The following is a 22,945-nucleotide window of genomic DNA, read 5'->3' as shown; positions in this document are numbered from 1 at the left end:
GCGACCCTCCCCACGGAGCGACGGTGACCCCACCCTCATACGACCTGGTGACGCGGCCCTGGCTGCCGGTCAGAACGGCCGACGGCACGCCCGCACCCCAGGTCGGGCTGCGCGAGCTGCTGTACCGCGCACACGAGTTCTCCGACATCGAACTCCCCCTCCCCCCGGCCTCCGCCCAGCTGTGGCGGGTGCTGACCCTGTTGGCCGCCCGTGTCACCGGCCTGGACTGCGGTGACGACGCCGCCGAGTGGTACCGGGCGCGCCGCGGGGTCCTCGAGGCGGGAGGGTTCGACCAGGCACGGGTGGACGCCTACTTCTCCGGCCTCCCGAACCGGTTCGACCTCTTCCATCCCGAGCGCCCCTGGTCGCAGGACCCCCGGCTGCGCGAGCAGTGCTCCAAGACCTCAGGCGTCAACAAGCTCGCCTGGGGGCGCACCGCCGGCCAGAACCAGGTGTGGCTGGGCGGCCACCACCACGACGTGGCCCCGGTCCCCCTGCTCCCCGACGAAGCGGCCTGGCACCTCCTCGCCACCCTGGGGTACGGCCCCTCGGGGCGCTGTACCTCCCGCACGGTCGATGGCCGCTCCGAGGCCAACAGCACGGCCGGGCCCCTGCGCGGAACCGTGTCCTTCCACCCCCTGGGCCGGAACCTGTTCCAGAGCCTGGTCCTCAACATCCCCTTCGGTTCCGACAACGAGGACGAACCCGGTGACGTGGAACCCGCCCCCTGGGAGCGGGACGGCCTCCCCGACCCGTTGGGCGCGCCGGAGGAGTCCACCGGCCTGGCCGGCACCCTGCTGAACCAGGCCTCGCACGCGGTCCTGCTGGTGCCCGACCCGGGCGGCGACAAGGTCGTGGACGCCTATGTCACCTGGTCGCGCCGGGACCGGCCGGTCCCGCCCACCGACCCGTACCTGATCCACCAGACCAGCAAGGACGGCCGCCGGTACGCGCGTCCCGCGGACGCGGCGCGTGCGGTCTGGCGCGACCTGGACTCGCTGCTGTCCGAGGACATCCGGGACGAGTTCCGTCCGAGGCTGTTCGACCACCTCACCAAGCAGGCGCGCCTGTCCGAGGACCTCCGCAAAGGCATGCGGCTGCGCGCCTTCGGCTTCGACCAGGACGGGCAGACCCGCGACCGCCAGTGGTTCACCGCCACGACGCCGCCGGTGCTGCGCTGGCTGGAGGACTCCACCGACACCTCCGAGGAGGCGGTCAGGGCGCGACTGCGCATCCGGCTCGCCCGGCGTTCCGCCGAATCCCTCGGGTACCGCCTGCGCAAGGCCCTCACGGACGCCTGGAAGGAGGGCAACAGCCCCTCCGGCGGCTCCGCGCGCACCGACACCGGAACCGGCCCCTGGCTGCGGCGCGGCCTGTCCCGTTACTGGTCCACCGCCGAGAAGGAGTTCTGGCGGATCGCCCTGGACGAGGAGGCCGAAGGCCCCGGCGTCTCCTTCTCCCGCCTGGCTCTGGCCGCCTATGACGAGGTGACCGGCCCCTACTGCTCCCGGCCCCGGGTGGCCGCCGTGGTCGAGCACCACCGCCGGCACCTGTTCCACCGCAACCCCGCCCGCCGCACCGACCGAGGAGAGACCTCTTGAGCACCGAATCCGAGATCCTCCGCGCCGCCGACCGGATGGTGAAGAGCCTCGAAGAGAGGGTGCGCGACGAACCCGCGGTGCGGGCCACCCTGCGCCGGGCCGCGGGCAGGCGGGTGGACGACCCCGCCGTCCTGCCCGTGCACACCTTCGTCGCCCGCTACCTGAACGGGCCGCTCACCCACCTCGAGAGCGACCCCAACGCCCGCCGGCGGACTCCGGAACAGGATGTGGAACGCGCCTTCTACGGGGTGGCGGCGATGATCGCCGCCCAGCCCCGCCGGGCCCGCGACCGGAAGGCCGCGGAGGGGACGGAAGGGGCCGAAGGCGCCGGCGAGGACGCCCGCGACACCCTGCCGGAGGAACCCGGACCCTCTTCCTCCCCGGACACCGGCAGAGCCCCGGGCACCGGGCAGAAAGGCGCCGACCCGTTGCGGCGCGGCTCCAACCTCGGGGCGATGATCGGCAGGGCCGTCACCGAGGGCCGGCTCAACGGGGAGACCACGGAGGGGCGCCTGCACCTGTTGTGCCGCCAGTCCGTCGACGGCGTGCACTCCCAGCTCCCCCGCCTGGTCCTGCACGCCCGCGACAGGGACGTCGACATCGACTGGGGCCGCCTGACCCTGGACCTGTCCCGCTGGGGCGGCGACCGCGACGCCGTCGCCAAGGAGTGGGTGCAGTCCTACCACCGCGTCATCGAGACCGAACGGGCCCGGCGGGAGAAAGCCCCCGTGGACCCGAACACCACCGACGAAACCGACGAGGACACCGCCGCATGAGCACCCCCGAGTTCCTGGACGTCCACGTCCTGCACACGCTCCCCTACTCCAATGTCAACCGCGACGACCTCGGCTCTCCCAAGACCGTCGTCTACGGCGGCACCGAGCGCACCCGCATCTCCAGCCAGAGCTGGAAGCGGGCGGTCCGCCACCAGGTCGAGGAACGCCTCGGCGACCCGGCCGTGCGCACCCGGCGCATCGTCGGGGAGATCGCCCGGCGGCTCACGGCCCTCGGGTGGGAGGCCCCTTTGGCCGAGCAGGGCGCGCGCCAGGTCGTCCTGTCCGCCGCCAAGGGCGGGATCAAGCTGGAGAAGGAGAAGGAGGGCGAACCGCCCGCCACCTCCGTCCTCTTCTACCTCCCCGTCTCCGCCATCGACGCCCTGGCCGCCATCGCCCACGAGCACAAGGACGCCGTGGCCAAGGAGTCCGCGAAGAAGACCCCCAAGGGGATCCTGCCCGCCGACGACATCGTGGCCGTACTGCGCTCGCGCAACGCCACCGTCAACCTGTTCGGCCGGATGCTCGCCGAACTGCCCTCCACCGAGGTGGACGGCGCCGTGCAGTTCGCGCACGCCTTCACCACCCACGGCACCAGCGTGGAGGTCGACTTCTTCACCGCCGTCGACGACGTCCCCAAGGAGGACGACCACGGCAGCGGCCACATGAACGTGGGCCAGTTCAGCACCGGCACCTTCTACCGCTACGCCAACATCGACCTGCGCGGGCTGCTGCGCAACCTCGACGGGGACGCCGCCACGGCCCGCGAGCTGGTGTCGGAGTTCCTGCGCGCCTTCCTGGGAACCTTCCCCTCGGGCAAGCAGAACGCGACCGCCGCGATGACCCTGCCCGACCTGGCCCACGTGGCGGTGCGGTCGGACCGCCCGGTGTCGTTCGCCCCCGCCTTCGAGGCCGCGGTGCGCAACACCGAGGGGTTCGGTGCGGCCTCCGTCGGCAGGCTGAGCGAGTACGCCGGGAAGATCAACGGGCTCTGGTGGCCCGAAGCCGTTCTGGCCTCCGCGCACGCCGGGATCGACGACAAGCCCGTGCAGAACCTCGGTGACCGGGTCTCCGGCTACCCGAAGCTGGTCGACACCGCCGTGGCCGCCGCCTACCCCGGGGACGGGTCGTGACCGGTCTGCTGCTGCGCCTGGCCGGGCCGATGCAGAGCTGGGGGGAGCACAGCGCGTTCGGCGATCGCGACACCCTGTCCTTCCCCACCCGGTCCGGGCTGGTGGGCATGTTCGCCGCCGCGCAGGGGGTCGGGCGGGAGGACCCCCTGGAGCGGTACGACGGGCTGCGGCTGACCGTGCGCATCGACGCACGCGGACTGCACATGACCGACTTCCACACGGTCGGCGGCGGCCTCCCCCGGGAGCGGACGGTGCCCACGGCCGAGGGCAAACGGCGCCCCGAGGGCACCACCACCATCGTGACGCGGAGGTCGTACCTGGCCGACGCGGTGTTCACCGTGGCCGTCACCGGCCCGGGAGCAGGGGAGATCGGGCGGGCGCTGCTGTCGCCGCACTGGCAGCCCTACCTGGGGCGGCGGTCCTTCGTGCCCGATCCCCTCCTGGTGCTGCGCACCGGGGTCCCGGACCCGGAGCACGAACTGCACACGTCGGTCCCGTTGCCGCACCGACGCGTCCCCAACGGGGGCACGACCGTGGCGGTGGAGATGGTCTCCGATCAGACCCCGGGCGGAGGCGGAGGCACGGACACCCGGACCGTGCTCAACGACGTCCCCCGCTCCTTCGCCTCGGCCCACCGCCGGTACGCGAGCCGGGAGGTCCGGGTGGAGGAGGCCGACCTGCCCGCGCACCTGGTCGCCACCGACCGCCACGACTACCGGAAACGCCTGTTCTCCTACGTTGAGGAGCACCGTTGACCTGGCTCACGAAGATCACCCCCGACCTGTCGTCGCGGCGGGCCCGCGCCGCCTTCTCCAACGCCGGGGAACTGCACCGCCTGCTCATCGACCTGGCCTCCGAGCACCTGGGAGAGAAGACGATGCCCTCCCCCCGGCAGCACGCCGGAATCCTGTTCCGGGTGGACGAGGCGCGCACCGGTCCGGTGCTGCTCGCCCAGAGCCATGGCCGGCTCGCCGTGGACCGGCTCGGCGACGGGTTCGGGCAGGCCGCCGAACGCGACCTCGCGCCCTTCCTCGCCGGGTTGGAGAAGGGGCGGGAGGTGCGGTACCGGTTGGCCGCCACCCCCTGCAAGCGGCTCGGCAAGTCGGAGAAGAACGCCGAACGCCTCGGGGAGCGCGCCCGTCCGGGCGTGAACGCCTACACGCGGCCGCTGTACGGGGCCGATGCCGAGCAGTGGTGGCGCGAGCGCGCGGAGCGGTGCGGCCTGGAGCTGCGCGAGGTGCGGAGCACCGGCATGGGCCCGGCCCTGGACCCGGGTCGGAGCGGGAGGCGCAAGGTGCGCCTGCACATGACGAGGTTCGACGGGTACGCGGTCGTCACCGACCCCGAGGCGGTGCGCGGGGCCGTGGTCGAGGGCGTGGGGCGCGGCAAGTCGTTCGGCTGCGGAATGCTCAGCCTCGCGTCGGCGGAGTGGTGAGGCCGGTGACCGCGACGAACGAGGCACAGGCGCGCAAGGCGCTGGCCCGGCCGACCCTGGCGATGCTGCCGAAGGTATCGGACAACCTGTCGTTCCTGTACGCCGACATCTGCCGCATCGTGCAGACCGACACCGGGGTGTGCGCCGAGGTCGCGGCGGGGGCCGGGACGGTGCACCGGGTCCCGATCCCGACCGCCTCCCTGGCCTGCCTGCTGCTGGGACCCGGAACCTCGATCACGTCACCGGCACTGGCCACCTTCATGCGGCACGGGACGACGGTGGTCTCCTGCGGGTCGGGCGCCATCCTGCACTACGGGAGCCTGGTGCCCGAGAGCCGGACGACCCTGTGGCTGGACCGCCAGGCGCACGCGTACACCGACAAGGCGGCACGGCTCGCGGTGGCCAGGCGGATGTACGAAATGCGGTTCGGGGAGGAGGTGGAGGAAGGGGTCGGCATCGAGAGGCTGCGGGCCCTGGAGGGGCAGCGGATGAAGGCCCTCTACCGGAGCCTGGCCACCAAGCACCGGGTGAAGCCGTTCAAGCGCAACTACGACCCGGCGGCGTGGGACGAGCAGAGCCCGGTCAACAAGGCGCTGTCGGCGGGGAACGCGGCGCTGTACGGGGTGGTGCACTCGGTGATCGCGCACCTGGGGTGCTCGCCCGCCATGGGGTTCGTGCACGCCGGCAAGCAGCAGTCGTTCGTGTACGACATCGCGGACCTGTACAAGGCGAAGACGACGATCCCCCTGGCCTTCTCCCTGCACGATGCGGAGAACCCGGAGGCCCGGGCCCGGACCCTGCTGCGGACGGAGTGGAAGCTGTACCGGATGATCCCGCGCATGGTGCGGGACGTCCAGGTGCTGCTCGACCCGGAACTGGAGGACGAGGAGGACGACGACGGCCCGGTGCCGACGCGGTGGCGGGTGGTCGACCTGTGGGACCCCGTCCTGGGCGCGGTCTCCGGCGGGGTGAACTACGCGGGGGAGGCGAACTGATGGGGTCGATGGTGGTGATCTCCACGACCGCGGTACCGGACCGGGTGCGCGGTGCGCTGTCCCGGTGGATGATCGAGCCGGATACGGGGCTGTACGTGGGCACGATGAACGCCCGCGTACGCGAGAGGCTGTGGGCCGCGGTGAGCGAGTCCGTGGGGGACGGCGCCGCCGTGTGCCTGCACACGGTCGACAACGAGCAGGGGTATGTCGTCCTGACGGCGGGTGAGCGGCGTCGGCGAGTGGTGGACTTCGACGGCCTGCAACTGGTGAGGTTCACCGCGCCGGTCGAGGAGGAGGATCCCGCCTGGCTCGCCGAGGCCCCGGAGGGGATGGGGGGTGCGGGGGCGCCGGAGGGTCCGGAGGTGTCGGAGGGCCCCGGAACGCCGGGGGTTCCGGAAGAGGACGGCGGCTAGCGCGCCCTGCCGGTGCGGGGCTCGTGAGGGGCGCTTTCGTCGTTCCTGGGATGCTGTCTTCACCCGCCCGGCTGGAGTCGCGACCCCGGCGGCGCTCAGCCACGATCGGCTCCACGTGAGAAGCGGTGGAGCGGACCCCGGATGGAGAGGACATCCGGGGTCCGCCTCCTCCCGGAATCGTGCACCGTACCCCCCGAGGAAAGAGAAGCATGAGCACCAAAGTCGCCGTCTGGTTCACATGGGTGGCGCTCGCCGTCGCTGGAATCGCCCTGCTGCTCGGCGCCGCCTGGTGGGCGTGGTGCATCTGGGCTGCGCTGGTCATAGGGGCCGCCGTCCTGCACACGCTGGCGTACCGGGCCGGCCTGATGTAGCCCGGGGGCAACGGCGCCCTGTCCTCCCTAGGGGGCGGGGCGCCGTCGACCCCTTCCGGTCCATCCCCGCGTGCGCGGAGCTGACCACCCGTACTGGTGGGCGGCGGCGAGGGTGCGCGGTCCATCCCCGCGTGCGCGGAGCTGACGGCGCCCAGATGCGCCCCTGCTGGCGGGACGGCGGTCCATCCCCGCGTGCGCGGAGCTGACGTGACCCTCCACCCCTGGGCAGCCAGGGCCAGCGGTCCATCCCCGCGTGCGCGGAGCTGACTGAGCCACCCCAAGGGCGCGCACACCGCCGACCGGTCCATCCCCGCGTGCGCGGAGCTGACGCCGCCTCAGCAGCGGCCTTGAGCTTGGTGGCCGGTCCATCCCCGCGTGCGCGGAGCTGACCAGGAAGCCACCGCACCGGCGGGCAGCAAAATCGGTCCATCCCCGCGTGCGCGGAGCTGACACACGGTCGATCTGGAAGGACCCGCCGAGGGGCGGTCCATCCCCGCGTGCGCGGAGCTGACGCCTGGCGGAACTCGTCGGTGGCCGGCGCCCCCGGTCCATCCCCGCGTGCGCGGAGCTGACGGCTGGTGGCGCTCCACGAACAGGCTGATGCGCGGTCCATCCCCGCGTGCGCGGAGCTGACAGCGCGAGGACGGCGTGCCCGAGGACGTTGAGCGGTCCATCCCCGCGTGCGCGGAGCTGACCTGCTCATCGAGGAGGCGGCCGCGGTGGTCGACGGTCCATCCCCGCGTGCGCGGAGCTGACTCCCCGGTCTTGGGGTTCACCCGCCGGACGGACGGTCCATCCCCGCGTGCGCGGAGCTGACGATGTCGCCGTACTTGCTCATCTGGCCTCCAGCGGTCCATCCCCGCGTGCGCGGAGCTGACTCCCTGCGGGCCGCGATCTGCACGATCTTGGCCGGTCCATCCCCGCGTGCGCGGAGCTGACCGGGGAGAGGGGCCTTCGGCGTTTCCGGACCCCGGTCCATCCCCGCGTGCGCGGAGCTGACGGATCGTCCGCCTGGTCGGGTGGGTCATCGGACGGTCCATCCCCGCGTGCGCGGAGCTGACACGGACTCGGTGCCATATAGAGCCGGAGCTGGCGGTCCATCCCCGCGTGCGCGGAGCTGACGTCGACGGATGCCATGGCTGTCTCCTGCTCTCGGTCCATCCCCGCGTGCGCGGAGCTGACGTTGGGTGTCTCTGAGACACCCCGCGAGGTGTCGGTCCATCCCCGCGTGCGCGGAGCTGACGGCCTGGAATCGACCGACCGCGCTGTGATCGCCGGTCCATCCCCGCGTGCGCGGAGCTGACAGTTAACGACCTGGAGAAACGCGGAGCGTTATCTCCGCGTTATGAAAGATCTGGCACGTACACTCGCTGCCCTGAACACTGTCGCACGCGGACCCCACCAGCTCAAAGCGAGGATGTACAACTGGCTGGAACGCGACTCGTCCAAGAGCAGGTAGGCAAAGCAGACCCCAGGCACAGGTGCGCATACCGGGTGCGGCCCGGTTCATCCCCGCGTGCGCGGGGCGGACGCCGGCGCGGCCGGTCCGTTCGTCATCATGGACGGTTCATCCCCGCGTGGGCGGGGCTGACAGTTGATGAACTGGGGCGACGCGGGGCGTCGGCTCCGCGTCGCGGGGGTCCGGCGGGTGCCGACCGCCCCCTGACACCATCGCACGTGGGGCTTCGGGGGCTCAAGGGGTGGGGGCGCCAGTGGCCCAGGACCTACGCCCCCAAGGGCGGGTAGTCGAGGTAGCCGCGGTCGTCGCCGCCGTAGAAGGTGGCGCGGTCGGGCCGGTTGTACGGTCCCCCGGCGGCGAGGCGGGCCGGGAGGTCCGGGTTGGCCAGGAAGGCCGAGGCGAAGGAGACCAGGTCGGCGCCCGCGTCCGCCAGGGCGTCGGCCCCCGCCTCGTGCGGCGGCAGCGGCTCCTTGTCCCGGTGGGGGTTGAGGACCAGGGTGTGCGGCCACGCCGCGCGCAGCGCGCGGGTCAGGTCGCGGCGGCCCGGGGCCTCGACCACGTGCAGGTAGGCCAGCGGGACCTCGCGCAGCTCCTCCAGCAGGGCCGTGTACAGGGCGAGGGGGTCGCCCTCCTCGATCCCCTGGGAGGTGCTCGCCGGGGACACGCGCAGCGCCGCCCGGCCGGGTCCGAGGGCGTCGGCCAGGGCGCGCACGAGTTCGACGGCGAACCTGATGCGCCCGCGCACCGACCCGCCCCACTCGTCCGTGCGCAGGTTGGCGCTGGTCGAGAGGAACTGCTGGGTCAGGTAGCCGTTCGCGCCGTGCACCTCGACGCCGTCGAAGCCCGCCGCGAGGGCGTTGCGGGCCGCGTCGACGTGCTCCCGGATCACCCCGCGGATCTCCCCGGCGGTGAGCTCGCGCGGCACCACGGGGTCCTTGCGGCCGGTGGGGGTGTAGATCTGTCCCGGCGCCGCCACGGCGGACGGGCCGACCGGCCGCAGGCCGCGGACGTCCGGGTGGCCGACGCGGCCGGCGTGCATGAGCTGCGCGAAGAACAGCGCGCCGTCGGCCCGGGCCGCCTTGACGACCGGCTTCCAGCTCTCGGCCTGCTCGGCGGTGTGCAGGCCGGGCGTGTCCGGGTAGCCCTGGCCGGTGAGGCTGGGCTGGACACCTTCGGTGACGATCAGGCCCGCCGTCGACCGCTGGCCGTAGTACCGGGCCATGGAGTCGGTCGCGTGCCCCTCGGGGGTGGCCCGGCTGCGGGTCATGGGCGCCATGGCGATCCGGTTCGTCGTCCGGGCCGACCCGATGGTCGACGCCTCGAAGAGTGTCGGCATGTTCTCTCTGTCTCCTGGGGGGCTGTACGTCTCGGCCGGGGCCGTTCCCGTCGGCCGGTCCGGAGCGCCCCGGACCGGCCGTTCGGAGGGTACGGGGAGCGTCCGGACGCGTCACCGCCGGGGTGGCGGTCCGGCCCTCCCCGGCCCTCCCCGGCCCGGGCCGGTGACGTCCCGGCGGTGGGGTGGTGGACACGGGCGGGCCGGTGGACGAGGGTGGCGGTACCGCGAGCGCGCTCGCGGACGCTCACCGTTCGGAAGGGGACGATCTCCGTGTCGCAACGAGTCCGGGGCGTGGTGGCCCGCGCCGTGGGGCAGCCCGTCGAGCTGACGACCATCGTGGTACCCGATCCGGGTCCCGGGGAGGCCGTGGTCGCCGTCCGCACCTGCGGGGTCTGCCATACCGACCTGCACTACCGGGAGGGCGGCATCAACGACGACTTCCCGTTCCTGCTCGGGCACGAGGCCGCCGGGGTGGTGGAGGCGGTCGGAGAGGGCGTGACCGACCTGCGGGCCGGGGACTTCGTGGTCCTCAACTGGCGGGCGGTGTGCGGCCGGTGCCGTGCCTGTCTGCGCGGCCGCCCCCAGTACTGCTTCGACACCCACAACGCAAAGCAGAGAATGACCCTGGAGGACGGCACCGAGCTGTCCCCCGCCCTGGGCATCGGGGCGTTCGCCGACAAGACCCTGGTGGCGGCCGGGCAGTGCACCAAGGTGGACCCGCAGGCCTCCCCCGCGGCGGTGGGGCTGCTGGGCTGCGGTGTCATGGCCGGGATCGGCGCGGCCGTCAACACCGGGGGCGTCACCCGCGGCGACTCGGTGGCGGTGATCGGCTGCGGCGGCGTGGGCAACGCCGCGATCGCCGGGGCGAGCCTGGTCGGGGCGCACCGGATCATCGCCGTGGACGTGGAGGAGCGCAAGCTGCGGTGGGCGCGGGGCTTCGGCGCGCACCACACGGTGAACGCCGCCGAGACCGATCCGGTGCAGGCGATCCGCGACCTCACCGGCGGGTTCGGGGCGGACGTGGTGATCGACGCCGTGGGCACGCCGCGGACCTACGAGCAGGCGTTCCACGCCCGCGACCTGGCCGGGACGGTGGTGCTGGTGGGGGTGCCCACCCCCGACATGCGGCTGGACCTGCCGCTGCTGGACGTGTTCGGCCGGGGCGGCGCCCTGAAGTCGTCGTGGTACGGCGACTGCCTGCCCTCGCGGGACTTCCCGGTGCTGGTGGACCTGTACCTGCAGGGGAGACTGGACCTGGACGGGTTCGTGAGCGAGCGGATCGCGCTGGACGAGGTGGAGGAGGCGTTCGCCCGGATGGAACGCGGTGAGGTGCTGAGGTCGGTGGTGGTGCTGTGAGCGGCGCGCGGGTGGAGCACCTGGTCACCTCCGGGGTGTTCGCCCTGGACGGCGGCGAGTGGCAGGTGGACAACAACGTCTGGCTGGTCGGAGACGACTCCGAGGTGCTGGTGGTGGACGCCCCGCACGACGCCGACGCGATCGCGGCGGCGGTGAGCGGGCGCCGGGTGGTGGCGATCGTGTGCACGCACGCCCACAACGACCACGTGGACGCGGCGCCCGCGCTGGCGGACGCGGTGGGGGCGCCGGTGCTGCTGCACCCGGACGACCGGGTGCTGTGGGACATGGTCCACCCCGACCGGGAGCCCGACGGGGCGCTGGCCGACGGGCGGGAGATCACGGTGGCGGGGACCGTGCTGCGGGTGCTGCACACCCCGGGGCACACGCCGGGCGCGGTGTGCCTGTACGCGCCCGGGCTGGGCACGGTGTTCAGCGGGGACACGCTGTTCCGGGGCGGTCCCGGGGCCACCGGACGGTCGTTCTCGGACTTCCCGACGATCATCGAATCGATCCGGGACCGGCTGCTGGGGCTGCCGCCGCACACGGTGGTGCGCACCGGGCACGGCGACCCCACGACGATCGGCGAGGAGGCCCCGCACCTGAAGGAGTGGATCGAGCGCGGGCACTGACCGGGCGCGGGCGCCGACAGGCGGTGGGCGCCCGCGGCCGCTCTTCGCCCGGGGCGGGGCCGGGTCCGGCCCCGCCTCAGCCTGAGGCGGTGTCCACCATGGCCCAGGCGCCCGGGTCGGCCGGGTCGGAGGTGAAGGCGTAGCGGACCGTGTCCCGGTCCATCGCCAGCAGGGTCACCGACCCGGTCGCCCACACCTTCCCGCCGCCCAGGTCGGCGTGGGCGATGAGGCCGCCGGGGTCGCCGCTGTCGTCCAGGCCCGCCGAACGCGGCGCGGCCTTGGCCGCCTCGGTGATCAGCCGCGGCCACTCCCCCCAGACCTCCTCAAGCGTGCGGGCCGCCGCCAGGCGCGGGTCCGGGCGGGTGCGCGCGAACTCGGGCGTGTGCCGGGCCGCCCGCGGGTCGGCCGGGTCCAGGCCGGTGTTGACGATGACGCTCACCCCGGCCGGGATCCGCCGGGTGTCCAGGCAGCGCCCGTCCCAGCTGTACAGGTCGGCGTGGTGGGCGTCCGCGTCCAGCAGGTGGAACGGCGCGTACAGGGTCGGGTCCTCGCCCTGGAGCGGGTCGCGGACGGGATGGGTCAGGGCGCGCAGCGGCAGTTCGCCGCGGCTGGCCGGGTAGGTGCCCTCCCAGGGCATCTTCCCGTCCCAGGGCCACCCGTTGAGCAGCGCGGCGGTGCGGGGCCGGCCCGGGTCCACCGCCAGCCAGGTGCCGCCGGCCAGGCGGTCGCGTCCGCCGACGAACCCCGGCCGCTCCGGCCAGTGGCGCCCGGGCCCGTCCCAGGGGCGGTCGCGCATCTCGTCCCGGATGGCGGCGATGACCAGGGGTGTGTCGGCGTCGGGGTCGAAACCGACGATGACGGTGCACATGTGGACCTCTACCTACCCGTCTCTCCGGGTCCCCGCGGTGGGACCTCGAAGGCTGGGAACACGGTACCCGGACTCACCCGGGCCGTACACCGCGGCTCCCGGACCGGACCCGTACCCCGCTCCCCGGGCGCCCACACCCGGCCGCCCGCACCCGGGCGTCCGCCCGGGCATCCGCGCTCCCCGGCAGCCGCACCCCGCACCCCCGGCATCCCGCGCCCCACCTCCGGCCCCCGGTGCCTCCGCTCCCGGCGTCCTCCCCCGGCCTCTCCGCCGCCCGCGCCGCGGGCCCGGCCGTCCCACCCTCCCCGCCCGCCTCCCGCGCGCCCCGCGGGCGTTCCCCGCGCACCGGCGTCCGGGCACCCGCTCCGGGCGTGGTGCCGCCCCCACCCGCGTCCGGGAGCGGGCACGACTGCGTCCTGCGTCACCGATCTTCTAGTCTTGTGTCCCTCCCCCACTCCCGAGGTCCCTCCTCGGGGCGTCCCGGGACCGCCGACCGGCCCGGGCGCGCACCGTCCATGTCATCCGCAGGAGCACGTGTGCCCGACAACCACGACCGCCCCGGCGGCGCGGAGGCCGCCCCGGAGCGGCCGTCCCCGCTCTCGACCGGCCCCTCCCGGCCGCCGGAGGAACCCGGACTGTCCCTGTCCCAGGTCTCCGAGCGGGTCGCCGCGGGCCGGACCAACGACGTCCCCGTCCGGGCCAGCCGCACCGTCGCCCAGATCATCCGCGGCAACGTGTTCACCCGCATCAACGCGATGATCGCGGTGCTCTTCGCGATCATCGCCGTGATCGGCCCCGTCCAGGACGGGCTGTTCGCGATGGTCATCCTCATCAACACGCTGATCGGCATCGTCCAGGAGCTGCGCGCCAAGCGGACCCTGGACAAGCTCGCCATCGTCAACGCGGCCCGCCCCCGGGTGGTGCGCGAGGGCGCGGTGGTGCGGGTGTCCGCCCAGGAGATCGTCCTGGACGAGGTCCTGGAGGTGGGCGTCGGCGACCAGATCGTGGTCGACGGCGCCGTCACCTGGTCGGGCGGCCTGGAGGTCGACGAGTCGCTGCTGACCGGCGAGGCCGACCCCGTGGTCAAGAAGCCGGGCGACACGGTGATGTCGGGCAGCTTCGTGGTGGCGGGCACCGGTCGGTTCCGCGCCACCAAGGTGGGCCGGCACGCGTACGCGGCGCGGCTGGCCGAGGAGGCGAGCCGGTTCTCCCTGGTGCACTCGGAGCTGCGTTCGGGCATCAACCGGATCCTCACCTGGATCACCTACGCCCTGTTCCCCATCGGCGGCCTGCTGATCTACAGCCAGCTGTTCATGGGCGGCCACGTCACCCTGGACGAGGGCACCGCGGGCGGGCAGATCTCCGGCCCGCTGGCCGACGCGCTGCGCGGCATGGTGGCGGCCCTGGTGTCGATGATCCCCGAGGGGCTGATCCTGCTCACCAGCATCGCGTTCGCGGTGGGGGTGATCCGGCTGGGCCGCTACCAGTGCCTGGTGCAGGAGCTGCCCGCGATCGAGGGCCTGGCCCGGGTCGACGTGGTGTGCACGGACAAGACCGGGACGCTGACCGAGGTCGGCATGAAGATGGCGGAGATCCGCGACCTGGGCGGCGGCACGGCGGGCGGGCCCGCGCCCACCGAGGTGCTGGCGGCGCTGGCCGCCCACGACCACGACCCCAACGCGAGCATGGCGGCGATCGCCCAGGGGGTGCGGGCCGGCGGGCACCGGGCCCCGGACTGGGAGCCCACGGCGCAGGCGGCGTTCTCGTCGGCGCGCAAGTGGAGCGGCATGGGGTTCCGCACCCCCGAGGGCGACGTGAACTGGGTGCTGGGCGCGGCGGACGTGCTCGCCCCGGGGCACGCGGCCTCCTCCGAGGCGGCCCGGCTGGGCGCCCAGGGGCTGCGGGTGCTGCTGCTGGGCCGCACCCCGCTGCGGGTGGACGACCCGGCGGCACCCGGCGAGGTGGAGCCGGTGGCGCTGGTGGTGCTGGACCAGAAGGTGCGCGCGGACGCCGGGCCCACCCTGGACTACTTCGCCGAGCAGGGGGTGGACGTCAAGATCGTGTCCGGCGACCACGCCGCCTCGGTGGGCGCCGTGGGCCGGGAGCTGGGGCTGCCCGGCGCGGACCGGCCGGTGGACGCCCGGGAGCTGCCCGAGGACCCGGCGGAGCTGGGGCTGCGGGTGGACGACCACTCGGCGTTCGGCCGGGTCACCCCCGAGCGCAAGCGCGACATGGTCAAGGGGCTGCGCGACCGGGGGCACACGGTCGCGATGACCGGTGACGGGGTCAACGACGTGCTGGCGCTGAAGGAGGCCGACATCGGCGTGGCGATGGGCTCGGGCAGCCCGGCGTCGCGGTCGGTGGCGCAGCTGGTGCTGCTGGACGACCGGTTCGCGGTGCTGCCGCGGGTGGTGGCCGAGGGGCGCCGGGTGATCGGCAACATCGAGCGGGTGGCGAGCCTGTTCCTCACCAAGACCGTGTACACGATGGTGATGGCGACGATCGTGGGGCTGCTGGCGGTGGCGTACCCGTTCTTCCCGCGGCACGCGACGCTGATCAACGCGGTGACGTTCGGCATCCCGTCGTTCTTCCTGGCGCTGGCGCCCAACACCGACATCGCCCGGCCGGGGTTCGTGGCGCGGACGCTGCGGCTGGCGGTGCCCTCGGGCATGGTGGCGGGGCTGGCGGCGGTGACCACCTACCTGCTGGTGCTGGGCGGGCGGACGGTGCCCGACCCGGCGGACCGGACGGCGGTGGTGATCACGCTGTGCACGACGACGCTGTGGGTGCTGCTGCTGGTGGCCAAGCCGTACGTGTGGTGGAAGGTGGTGCTGGTGGGGTCCATGGTGGGGCTGCTGACCCTGGCGATGGCGACCCCGCTGGGCCGGTGGTTCTTCGACCTGGACGTGAGCCAGCCCGGCAAGCTGCTGACCGGCCTGGCGGTGGCGGGCGTGGCGATCGCGGTGATCACGGTGATCCGGGTGGTGGACGACCGGGCGATGGCCCGCTCCGAGGCCCGGGCCGCCGAGGAGGCCGAACGCGAGCCGACCCCGGTCTGACGGACGCGGACGGCCGTGTCGCCCCGGGGGGCGGCACGGCCGTCGCCGTGTGTACGGTCGGGGGGAACAGGAGGAGGAACCCATGGACGAGACCGACCTGCGGCACCTGCGCCGGGCGGTGGAGCTGGCCGGGGAGGCCCTGGACGCCGGAGACGAGCCGTTCGGCTCGGTGCTGGTGGCGGCCGACGGGACGGTGCTGTTCGAGGGCCACAACGAGGTCTCCGGCGGCGACGGCACCCGCCACCCGGAGCTGGCCATCGCGCAGTGGGCGGCGTCCCGGATGCCGGTGGAGGAGCGGGCGGCGGCGACGGTGTACACCTCGGGCGAGCACTGCCCCATGTGCGCAGCGGCGCACGCCTGGGCGGGGCTGGGCCGGATCGTGTACGCGAGCTCGTCGGAGCAGCTGACCGCGTGGCGGGAGTCCTGGGGGCTGCCGCCCGGCCCGGTGCGGCCGCTGCCGGTCACCGAGGTCGCCCCGGACGTGCCCATGGAGGGCCCGGTCCCCGAGCTGGCCGAGGCCGTCCGCGCCCTCCACGCCCGCTTCGCGGACCGCTCCTGACGGGTCAGACGACGGGTGGGCGGTCGGCGGCGAGGATGTCGACGCCCTCGGCCTCCAGGAGCTCCTCGAAGGCCTCCGGGCCCTCGGCGAGGACCAGCTCGGCCTCGGCGGCGTGGACGGGCAGCAGCCACAGGTACCGGACGCCGCCGGGGGCCTGCTCCAGCAGCGGCCCGTAGGGGTAGGGCGGGCTGACCAGCAGGTGCTCCATGCGGGAGCCTCCCGTCCAGGGGCGGCCGAGGTGCAGGACCGAGCCGGCGTCGACCCGGTACTCCTCGAACGAGTTGAAGTGGGCGACCGCGGCGAGCGTCTCGGCGTGGTCGTCGGTCCCGGAGGGAGCCATGAGCACGAATTCCAGGCCGCCCAGGGCGGAGGCGCCGACCGTGGCGTAGTTCCACCCGCTCCCCTGGGCCACGCGGTAGGCGGCGAAGTCCGGGAGCCGTTCCAGGACCGGGCCGTCCTCCCGGGCGACCGGCTCCAGCTCCCGCCCCGGCCAGAACCCGCGCAGGTGCTCCTCCAGCTCCGCCGTCCCCGCCCCTGCGCCCACCGCTGCTCCCGCCGTCGTGCTCCACCGGACCGGTGCCGTTCTACCGTGCCCGCCGCCCGGTTGTCACACCGGCCGCCCCGCACGGCGGCGCGGGACGGCCGGTGCGCTCACCCCTCGCGGATGGTCATGCGGGTGATGGTGTCGCCGTCGACGGCGAAGGTGAACTCGCTCGGCCCGTTGGCGTGGTTGGACCGCCAGTCCCCCACGACCCGGACCCCGTCCGGGGTGTCCTCGACCGATTCCACGGCCAGGACCCCCTTGGAGCCGATGAACTCCTTGGCGCTCCAGGCCGCGATCTCCTCCCGGCCCAGGAACTCGCGCCCCCAGTCGTCCACCACGGCGTCGTCGGCGAAGGCGTCCAGGGCGGCCTCGTCGTGGGCGTTCACCCGGTCGAAGAACGTCGCCACCGGCTCGGGGATCTGCGTGCTCACATCGTCTCCTTCGTGTTCGGGCCCGGATGCGGCTCCGGGCACGGCCTCGTTCCCCCGCGACCGCGTTCAGGCCGGGGCCATGACCGCCTCGACCGTGATGGGCAGGTCGCGGAACCTGCGCCCGGTGGCGTGGAAGACCGCGTTGGCGATGGCCGCGGCCATCCCCACCTGGCCGATCTCCCCGACCCCCTTGACGCCGAGCGGGTTGACCGCGCGGTCCTCGACCTCGATCATCTCCACCCGCACGTCCGGGGCGTCGGCGTTGACCGGGACCAGGTAGCCGTCCAGGCCCGCGTTGAGCCAGCGCCCCCGGTTCGGCTCCATGTGCGTGGCCTCCAGCAGCGCCTGGCCCAGCCCCCAGAGCATGCCGCCCATCAGCTGGCTGCGGGCGGTCCTGTAGTTGAGGACCCGGCCCGGGGCGAACACCCCGAGCATCCGGCGCACCCGGACCAGCCCCAGGTCGGGGTCGACGGCGACCTCGGCGAACTGGGCGCCGAAGGTGGCCGTCCCGTACTCCCCCTGTTCCGGCGGCGCCCATTCGCCCAGGGCCTCGGCGTCGAAGGTCATGTGGCGGCCGAGCATCTCCCCGTAGGTCTCCCCCGCCCCGGTGTCGGGCCGGACCATGCGGCCTCCGGACACCCGGACGGCGGCCGGGTCGGCGCCGTGCAGGGGCGAGCCGGGGTCGGCGACGGCCTGGGCGACGAGCCGCTCGCGCAGGGCGGTGGCGGCGGTGTGGGCGGCGGCGCTGATCGCCCCGGCCCCCGCGGAGCCGACGGCGGCGACGGTGGTGGGCAGGTCGGTGTCGCCGTAGTGGGCGGTCACGGCCTCGGCCTCCAGGCCCAGGGCGTCGGCGGCGACCTGCCGCAGCACGGTGCCGGCGCCGGTGCCGAAGTCGGAGCAGCCGGTCTCGATGACGGCGCGCCCGTCGGCGTACACGCGGGCGCGGGCCCTCTGCGGGTTGAAGACCCCGACCACCGGGTAGATGGCGCCGGCCATGCCGGTGCCCAGCACCCAGTGGCCGTCGCGGGCGGCGCCGGTGACCGGTGCCGGGTCGCGGTCGGCCCAGCCGAAGAGCTCGGCGCCCAGCGTGTAACACTCCCGCAGACCCTTGCTGGACCAGGGCCTCCCGCTCTCGGGGTCGAGGTCGGCGTGGTTGCGCAGCCGCAGCTCGATGGGGTCCATGCCCAGTTCGTGGGCGAGCTCGTCCATCGCGGTCTCGATGACGAACGCGCCGGTGGCCTCGCCGGGCGCCCGCATGAACGTCGGCGTCATGGTGGCGGCCTCGAACAGGTGGTGCGCGCCCTCGAAGGCGGGGCACGCGTACATGCGGTTCACCGCCCCCATGGACGGTTCGGCCCAGTCGTCGAAGGGCGAGGTGGGCGACGTCTTGGAGTACCGGATGGCGGTGAGCCGCCCGTCGCGGGTCGCCCCCAGGGTGATCGTCTGCTCCTGCTCCTCGCGGTGCCCGGTGTTGGTGAACGTCTGGGCGCGGTTCAGCGCCAGGGTGACCGGCGCCCGCACGTGCCGGGCGGCCATCGCCGCCAGGGTGGGGTGCGCCCAGACCATGGCCTTGGAGCCGAAGCTGCCACCGACGAACCCACTGATCACCCGCACGTCCGAGGGCGGGATGCCGAGCAGCTGCGCGACGGTGAGCCGGGTGGCGGTGGGCCCCTGGGTGGAGTCGTACAGCGTGAGCCCGGAGCCCTCCCACACGGCGGTGGTCGCGGACGGCTCGATCGGGTTGTGGTGGTTGGCCGCGAAGTGGTGGGTGTTCTCGATCCGCACGTCGGCGCGGGCCAGGCCCGCCTCGACGTCGCCGCGCTCGATCCGGCCGGGGGCGAACCCGCCGAAGATCCGTTCGGGCTCGTAGGCGTCCCCGCGCCCCTGGGCGAGGGTGGCGACCCAGGGCTCCTCCTCGTAGGAGACGTCGACCAGCCCGGCGGCGTACTCGGCGCGCTCCAGGGTGTCGGCGACCACGAGGGCGACGGGCTGGCCCGCGTAGTGGACCCGGTCGTCCTGCATCGGGAAGAAGCTCTGCCCGTGCGCGGTGGTGCCCGCCAGCGACGGGATGAGGTGCGGGGCCTCGGCCACCCGGGGCAGGTCCAGGTGGCTCAGGACGGCGGCGACCCCTTCGGCGGCCCGGGCGGCGGACGTGTCGATCGCGGTGATCCGGCCCCGGGGGATCCGCGCGCCCACCAGGACCGCGCGCAGGGTGCCGGGCGGCCCGTGCTCGGCGGAGTAGCGGGCGGCGCCGGTGACCTTGGCGCGGGCGTCGACCCGGTCCATGCCCCGGCCGATCTGCGGTGGAATGGTCATGCCGCCCCTCCTGCGATACGGGACGCGACGGTGGTCAGCGCCCGGACCATGGTCCTCTCGGCCAGTGCGATCTTGAAGCCGTTCATGGAGCGCGGGACCGCGTCGGCCATCTCGGCCGCTGCGGCGCGGGCGAACGCCTCGGCGGTGGCCGGGGCGCCGATCAGGATGTCCTCGGCGCGGCGGGCCCGCCAGGGCTTGGTGGCGACCCCGCCCAGGCCGATGCGGGCCTCGGCGACGGCGTCGCCGTCCATGCGCAGGGCCGCGGCGCAGGAGGTGAGCGCGAACTCGTAGGACTCCCGGTCGCGCACCTTGAGGTAGTGGGAGGCGCGGGCCATCGGCAGGTCGGGCAGGTCGATGCCGGTGATGAGCTCGCCGTGTCCGATGGGGTGCTCGCGGTCCGGGGTGTCCCCCGGGAGCAGGAAGAAGTCGTCGAACGCGACGGAGCGCTCCCCGGCCGGCCCGCGCAGCCGCACCACCGCGTCCAGGGCGGTGAGGGCCACGGCCGCGTCGGAGGGGTGGGTGGCGATGCAGTGATCGCTGGTCCCCAGCACGGCGTGGTCGCGGTTGACGCCCGGGATCGCGGCGCAGCCGCTGCCGGGCGCGCGCTTGTTGCAGGCGCGGTCGCCGTCGCGGAAGTAGGCGCAGCGGACCCGCTGCATGAGGTTGCCGCCCATGGTGGCCATGTTGCGCAGCTGGGGCGAGGCGCCCTTCTCCAGGGCCTCCGCCACCATGGGGTAGCGCTCGCGGACCGCCGGGTGGGCGGCCACGTCGCTCATCCGGGCCAGTCCGCCCAGGCGCAGCCCGCCGCCGGGCGGCTCCTCGACGGCGGCGATGGGCAGGTCGTTGATGTCGACGACGCGGCGCGGCCGGGCCACCCCGATGCGGAGCATGTCGACCTGGGTGGTGCCGCCGGCCAGGTACTCGCTGCCGGGGTCCCGGGCGACCTCGGCGATGGCGGCGTCGACGTCGGTCGCGCGGGTGTAGGCGAAGGGCCGCATCACCGGTCCCCTTCCGCTCCGGCGCCGTCGCGGACGCTGCGCACGGCCCGCCGGATGTTGGGATAGGCGGCGCAGCGGCAGAGGTTGCCGCTCATCCACTCGGCGATCTCGGCGTCGTCGCCGGTGTGGCCCTCCTCCAGCAGGGCGACCGCGGACATCAGCTGCCCGGGGGTGCAGTACCCGCACTGGAAGGCGTCCTCCTCGACGAAGGCGCGCTGCACGGGGTGCAGTTCGTCGCCGTCGGCCAGGCCCTCGGCCGTGGTGATCTCCCGGCCCGCGCAGGCCACGGCCAGGGTCAGGCAGGAGAGCACGCGGCGGCCGTCGACGTGGACGGTGCAGGCGCCGCAGGCCCCCTGGTCGCAGCCCTTCTTGGGGCTGGTCACGCCCAGGCGCTCGCGCAGGGCGTCCAGCAGGCTGACCCGGGGTTCGACGGCGACCCCGCGACGGGTGCCGTTGACGGTGAGCAGGACGTCGACCGGTCCGGGTCCCAGGTCGCCGCGTTCCTCGGCGCGGGCGGCCTGGCGGGGGACGGTGGGGACGGCGGTGCCCGTGCGGCCGGGCTCGCGGGGCGTCATGACGCCCTCCCGGCGGCGGATCGGGCGGATCGGACGGCGGACATGGGGCTCCCCCTCGGGCGCGGACGTGCACGCGGCGGCCGCCGCCCGTCACGGGCGGGTGACGGCCGCCGTGTTCTCGATCTCTGTGGATGCTCGCACCGTTCGGTCCGCCGCCGCGTCCACGGGGCGCCAAGGTCGGGTAAAACACCGGCCCCCGGGCCCCGGGGGCCGGTCGCGGTCAGGCCGGCCGTTCGCTGTCCAGGAACGCCATCTGGGCGGCCATGTAGCGGTCGCCCGCCGCCGCCCCGGCCGGGACGGCGGCCTCGATGGCGGCCAGGTCCGAGGCGGAGAGCTTCACGTCCTGCGCGCCCAGGGCCTCGGACAGGCGGTCGCGGCGCCGGGCGCCCACCAGCGGGACGATGTCCTCGCCGCGGGAGGCGACCCAGGCGATGGCGACCTGGGCCACGGTGGCGCCGAGCCCGTCGGCGACGGCGCGCAGCCCCTCGACCAGGCGCAGGTTGGCGGCGAGCTCCTCCCCCTGGAACCGGGGGCTGTGGCCGCGGAAGTCACCGGCGGCCAGGGCCCGCTCGGGGCTCCAGTGGCCGGAGAGCAGGCCGCGGGAGAGCACCCCGTAGGCGGTGACGCCGATCCCGAGCTCGCGGGCGGTGGGCAGGATGTCGGCCTCGATGCCCCGGGAGAACAGGGAGTACTCGATCTGGAGGTCGGCGATGGGGTGGACGGCGGCGGCCCGGCGCAGGGTCTGCGCCCCCACCTCGGACAGGCCGATGTGGCGCACGTACCCGGCCCGCACCATCTCGGCGATGGCGCCGACGGTGTCCTCGATGGGGACACCCGGGTCCAGGCGGGCGGGCCGGTAGATGTCGACGTGGTCGGTGCCCAGGCGGCGCAGCGTGTAGGCGAGCCGGTCCTTCACCCCGGCCGGGGTGGTGTCGTAGGGCGCGTGCTGGAACGCCCCGCCGGGCTGCTTGCGGGCGCCGAACTTGACGCTGATGACGGCGTCGTCGCGGGAGCGGGTGCGCAGGGCGTCGCGGATGAGGAGTTCGTTGTGGCCCTCGCCGTAGAAGTCGCCGGTGTCGATCAGGGTGATCCCGGCGTCCAGGGCGGCGTGGACGGTGGCGATGCCCTCGGCCTCGTCGGCCGGGCCGTACAGGTCGGACATGCCCATGGTGCCCAGGCCCAGGGCGGAGACGGTGGGGCCGGTGGTGCCGAGCGTGCGCTGGTTCATGCGCTTCCCTTCGCCGACGGGTCGCGGACGGACCCGTTGGTATCGCTGATAACAAGTGAACGATATCAGAGATACAAACCAAGGGAAACAGTTTTCTGTTATCAGCGATACCAAGCGGGGGTCCGGACACGGGACGGGGCCCGCCGAGGGACGGACGCTCGGCGGGCCCCGTCGCTCCCGGCGGACCGGGAGGGAGGGTGGTCTGGTCAGTCCTTCGTGTCGTCCTCCGGCTCGAAGCGGCCCTGGATGACCCGGCCGCGCGAGGTCGCGGGGCGCTCCTCCCCTCGGGCGGCACCGGCCCCGGCGCCGCCGGAGGGGCTCTGCCCGAAGGGACTCTGCCCGAAGGGGCCCTGGCCCGGCACCCGCACGCCCTGGGCCAGCAGCTCCTCCTCCATGCGGTCCTGCATGCGGCGCATCCGCCGCTGGGCCCAGCCGGCGAACGCCCAGCGCAACAGGGGGCGGGTGAACGGCAGCACCAGCAGCAGGCCCACCGCCGCGGTGAGGAAGCCCGGGATCACCAGCAGGACGCCGCCGGCCATGAGCATGAGCGGGTCGAGCAGCCCGCCGCGCGGCTGCCGCCCCGAGCGCAGCGCCTCGTCGGCGTCGCGGAAGGCCCGGGTCCCGGCCCGGCGCAGCACCGCCACGCCCAGCACCATGAGGGCGACCAGCGCGGCCAGCGTCCATGGGACGCCGATCCAACCGCCGACGACGATCATGAGCCACACCTCGACGAAGGGCAGCGCCATGAGTGCGAGCACTGTCAGGATCGGCATACGGAACCATCCTCGGGGTCGTACGGGCCGGTGAGGTCCTCCCTCACCGGGAAGAACGCCCCGCCGGCCCGCATGGTTCCCCGGCCGCCGCCG

At 74.2% G+C, this 22,945-nt stretch carries 21 protein-coding genes and 1 CRISPR repeat array; of the genes, 12 read left to right on the top strand and 9 right to left on the bottom strand.

What is annotated here, in order from left to right:
- Positions 1–23: 23 nt before the first annotated feature.
- The 8 genes from casA to ACFVNO_RS06250 all read left to right on the top strand — a co-directional run bounded on the left by casA (position 24) and on the right by ACFVNO_RS06250 (position 6,721).
- Positions 24–1,601 (top strand): type I-E CRISPR-associated protein Cse1/CasA, encoded by a 1,578-nt coding sequence (gene casA, locus ACFVNO_RS06285; RefSeq protein ID WP_378889862.1) that lies wholly within the window; start codon positions 24–26, stop codon positions 1,599–1,601.
- Positions 1,598–2,377, top strand: coding sequence for a type I-E CRISPR-associated protein Cse2/CasB (casB, locus tag ACFVNO_RS06280; protein ID WP_378889859.1), 780 nt, complete (start codon positions 1,598–1,600; stop codon positions 2,375–2,377). Before casA ends, casB begins: the two co-directional genes overlap by 4 nt.
- The gene (cas7e, locus tag ACFVNO_RS06275; RefSeq protein ID WP_378889856.1) at positions 2,374–3,507 is read left to right on the top strand and encodes a type I-E CRISPR-associated protein Cas7/Cse4/CasC; all 1,134 of its coding nucleotides are present in this window, start codon (positions 2,374–2,376) and stop codon (positions 3,505–3,507) included. The genes casB and cas7e overlap by 4 nt, the downstream gene beginning before the upstream one ends.
- On the top strand, positions 3,504–4,262 hold the full coding sequence (gene cas5e / locus ACFVNO_RS06270) for a type I-E CRISPR-associated protein Cas5/CasD (protein ID WP_378889853.1): 759 nt from the start codon (positions 3,504–3,506) through the stop codon (positions 4,260–4,262). The genes cas7e and cas5e overlap by 4 nt, the downstream gene beginning before the upstream one ends.
- On the top strand, positions 4,259–4,942 hold the full coding sequence (locus tag ACFVNO_RS06265; RefSeq protein WP_378889850.1) for a type I-E CRISPR-associated protein Cas6/Cse3/CasE: 684 nt from the start codon (positions 4,259–4,261) through the stop codon (positions 4,940–4,942). Before cas5e ends, ACFVNO_RS06265 begins: the two co-directional genes overlap by 4 nt.
- A gap of 5 nt (positions 4,943–4,947) precedes the next feature.
- Positions 4,948–5,937, top strand: coding sequence for a type I-E CRISPR-associated endonuclease Cas1e (cas1e, locus tag ACFVNO_RS06260; RefSeq protein WP_378889847.1), 990 nt, complete (start codon positions 4,948–4,950; stop codon positions 5,935–5,937).
- Positions 5,937–6,350, top strand: a complete 414-nt coding sequence (cas2e, locus tag ACFVNO_RS06255) for a type I-E CRISPR-associated endoribonuclease Cas2e (RefSeq protein ID WP_378889844.1) — start codon at positions 5,937–5,939, stop codon at positions 6,348–6,350. The genes cas1e and cas2e overlap by 1 nt, the downstream gene beginning before the upstream one ends.
- A 209-nt stretch (positions 6,351–6,559) precedes the next feature.
- On the top strand, positions 6,560–6,721 hold the full coding sequence (locus ACFVNO_RS06250; protein ID WP_378889842.1) for a hypothetical protein: 162 nt from the start codon (positions 6,560–6,562) through the stop codon (positions 6,719–6,721).
- 56 nt (positions 6,722–6,777) lie between these two features.
- Positions 6,778–8,025: direct repeats of the CRISPR family, unit length 29 nt; unit sequence CGGTCCATCCCCGCGTGCGCGGAGCTGAC.
- Positions 8,026–8,445: 420 nt separating this feature from the next.
- Here ACFVNO_RS06250 and ACFVNO_RS06245 read toward each other — a convergent pair.
- On the bottom strand, positions 8,446–9,516 hold the full coding sequence (locus tag ACFVNO_RS06245; RefSeq protein ID WP_355255043.1) for an alkene reductase: 1,071 nt from the start codon (positions 9,514–9,516) through the stop codon (positions 8,446–8,448).
- Between the two features lie 270 nt (positions 9,517–9,786).
- Here ACFVNO_RS06245 and ACFVNO_RS06240 point away from each other — a divergent pair, with 270 nt between their 5' ends.
- Together ACFVNO_RS06240 and ACFVNO_RS06235 are read left to right on the top strand one after the other, a co-directional pair.
- Positions 9,787–10,872 (top strand): S-(hydroxymethyl)mycothiol dehydrogenase, encoded by a 1,086-nt coding sequence (locus tag ACFVNO_RS06240; protein WP_355255046.1) that lies wholly within the window; start codon positions 9,787–9,789, stop codon positions 10,870–10,872.
- Positions 10,869–11,501 (top strand): MBL fold metallo-hydrolase, encoded by a 633-nt coding sequence (locus ACFVNO_RS06235; protein ID WP_355255049.1) that lies wholly within the window; start codon positions 10,869–10,871, stop codon positions 11,499–11,501. The genes ACFVNO_RS06240 and ACFVNO_RS06235 overlap by 4 nt, the downstream gene beginning before the upstream one ends.
- Positions 11,502–11,577: 76 nt before the next feature.
- Here the strand turns inward: ACFVNO_RS06235 and ACFVNO_RS06230 are convergent, their stop codons facing one another.
- On the bottom strand, positions 11,578–12,369 hold the full coding sequence (locus ACFVNO_RS06230) for an NRDE family protein (protein ID WP_355255052.1): 792 nt from the start codon (positions 12,367–12,369) through the stop codon (positions 11,578–11,580).
- A gap of 515 nt (positions 12,370–12,884) precedes the next feature.
- On the opposite strand from ACFVNO_RS06230, the gene ACFVNO_RS06225 reads away from it, so the two are divergent.
- Together ACFVNO_RS06225 and ACFVNO_RS06220 are read left to right on the top strand one after the other, a co-directional pair.
- Positions 12,885–15,428 (top strand): HAD-IC family P-type ATPase, encoded by a 2,544-nt coding sequence (locus ACFVNO_RS06225; protein WP_378889838.1) that lies wholly within the window; start codon positions 12,885–12,887, stop codon positions 15,426–15,428.
- 82 nt (positions 15,429–15,510) lie between these two features.
- The gene (locus ACFVNO_RS06220) at positions 15,511–15,987 is read left to right on the top strand and encodes a nucleoside deaminase (protein WP_378889836.1); all 477 of its coding nucleotides are present in this window, start codon (positions 15,511–15,513) and stop codon (positions 15,985–15,987) included.
- A 4-nt stretch (positions 15,988–15,991) separates the two neighbouring features.
- Here the strand turns inward: ACFVNO_RS06220 and ACFVNO_RS06215 are convergent, their stop codons facing one another.
- From ACFVNO_RS06215 to ACFVNO_RS06185, 7 genes are all read right to left on the bottom strand, one after another.
- Positions 15,992–16,531 (bottom strand): suppressor of fused domain protein, encoded by a 540-nt coding sequence (locus ACFVNO_RS06215; RefSeq protein WP_355255058.1) that lies wholly within the window; start codon positions 16,529–16,531, stop codon positions 15,992–15,994.
- A 107-nt stretch (positions 16,532–16,638) separates the two neighbouring features.
- Entirely contained in the window at positions 16,639–16,962 is a 324-nt protein-coding gene (locus ACFVNO_RS06210; RefSeq protein WP_355255061.1) for a nuclear transport factor 2 family protein, read from the bottom strand.
- Between the two features lie 66 nt (positions 16,963–17,028).
- The gene (locus tag ACFVNO_RS06205; RefSeq protein ID WP_355255063.1) at positions 17,029–19,278 is read right to left on the bottom strand and encodes a xanthine dehydrogenase family protein molybdopterin-binding subunit; all 2,250 of its coding nucleotides are present in this window, start codon (positions 19,276–19,278) and stop codon (positions 17,029–17,031) included.
- On the bottom strand, positions 19,275–20,276 hold the full coding sequence (locus ACFVNO_RS06200; protein ID WP_355255066.1) for a xanthine dehydrogenase family protein subunit M: 1,002 nt from the start codon (positions 20,274–20,276) through the stop codon (positions 19,275–19,277). Before ACFVNO_RS06200 ends, ACFVNO_RS06205 begins: the two co-directional genes overlap by 4 nt.
- Positions 20,276–20,851, bottom strand: a complete 576-nt coding sequence (locus tag ACFVNO_RS06195; RefSeq protein WP_355255069.1) for a (2Fe-2S)-binding protein — start codon at positions 20,849–20,851, stop codon at positions 20,276–20,278. Before ACFVNO_RS06195 ends, ACFVNO_RS06200 begins: the two co-directional genes overlap by 1 nt.
- Positions 20,852–21,071: 220 nt before the next feature.
- On the bottom strand, positions 21,072–22,079 hold the full coding sequence (locus ACFVNO_RS06190; RefSeq protein WP_355255072.1) for an aldo/keto reductase: 1,008 nt from the start codon (positions 22,077–22,079) through the stop codon (positions 21,072–21,074).
- A gap of 206 nt (positions 22,080–22,285) precedes the next feature.
- Entirely contained in the window at positions 22,286–22,852 is a 567-nt protein-coding gene (locus tag ACFVNO_RS06185; protein ID WP_355255075.1) for an FxsA family protein, read from the bottom strand.
- Between the last annotated feature and the right edge of the window lie 93 nt (positions 22,853–22,945).

Origin of the sequence: Nocardiopsis sp. NPDC057823 (genome assembly GCF_042797335.1) — a bacterium.
GTDB classification, from domain to species: domain Bacteria; phylum Actinomycetota; class Actinomycetes; order Streptosporangiales; family Streptosporangiaceae; genus Nocardiopsis; species Nocardiopsis changdeensis.
This window is presented reverse-complemented; position numbering and strand designations above follow the sequence as displayed.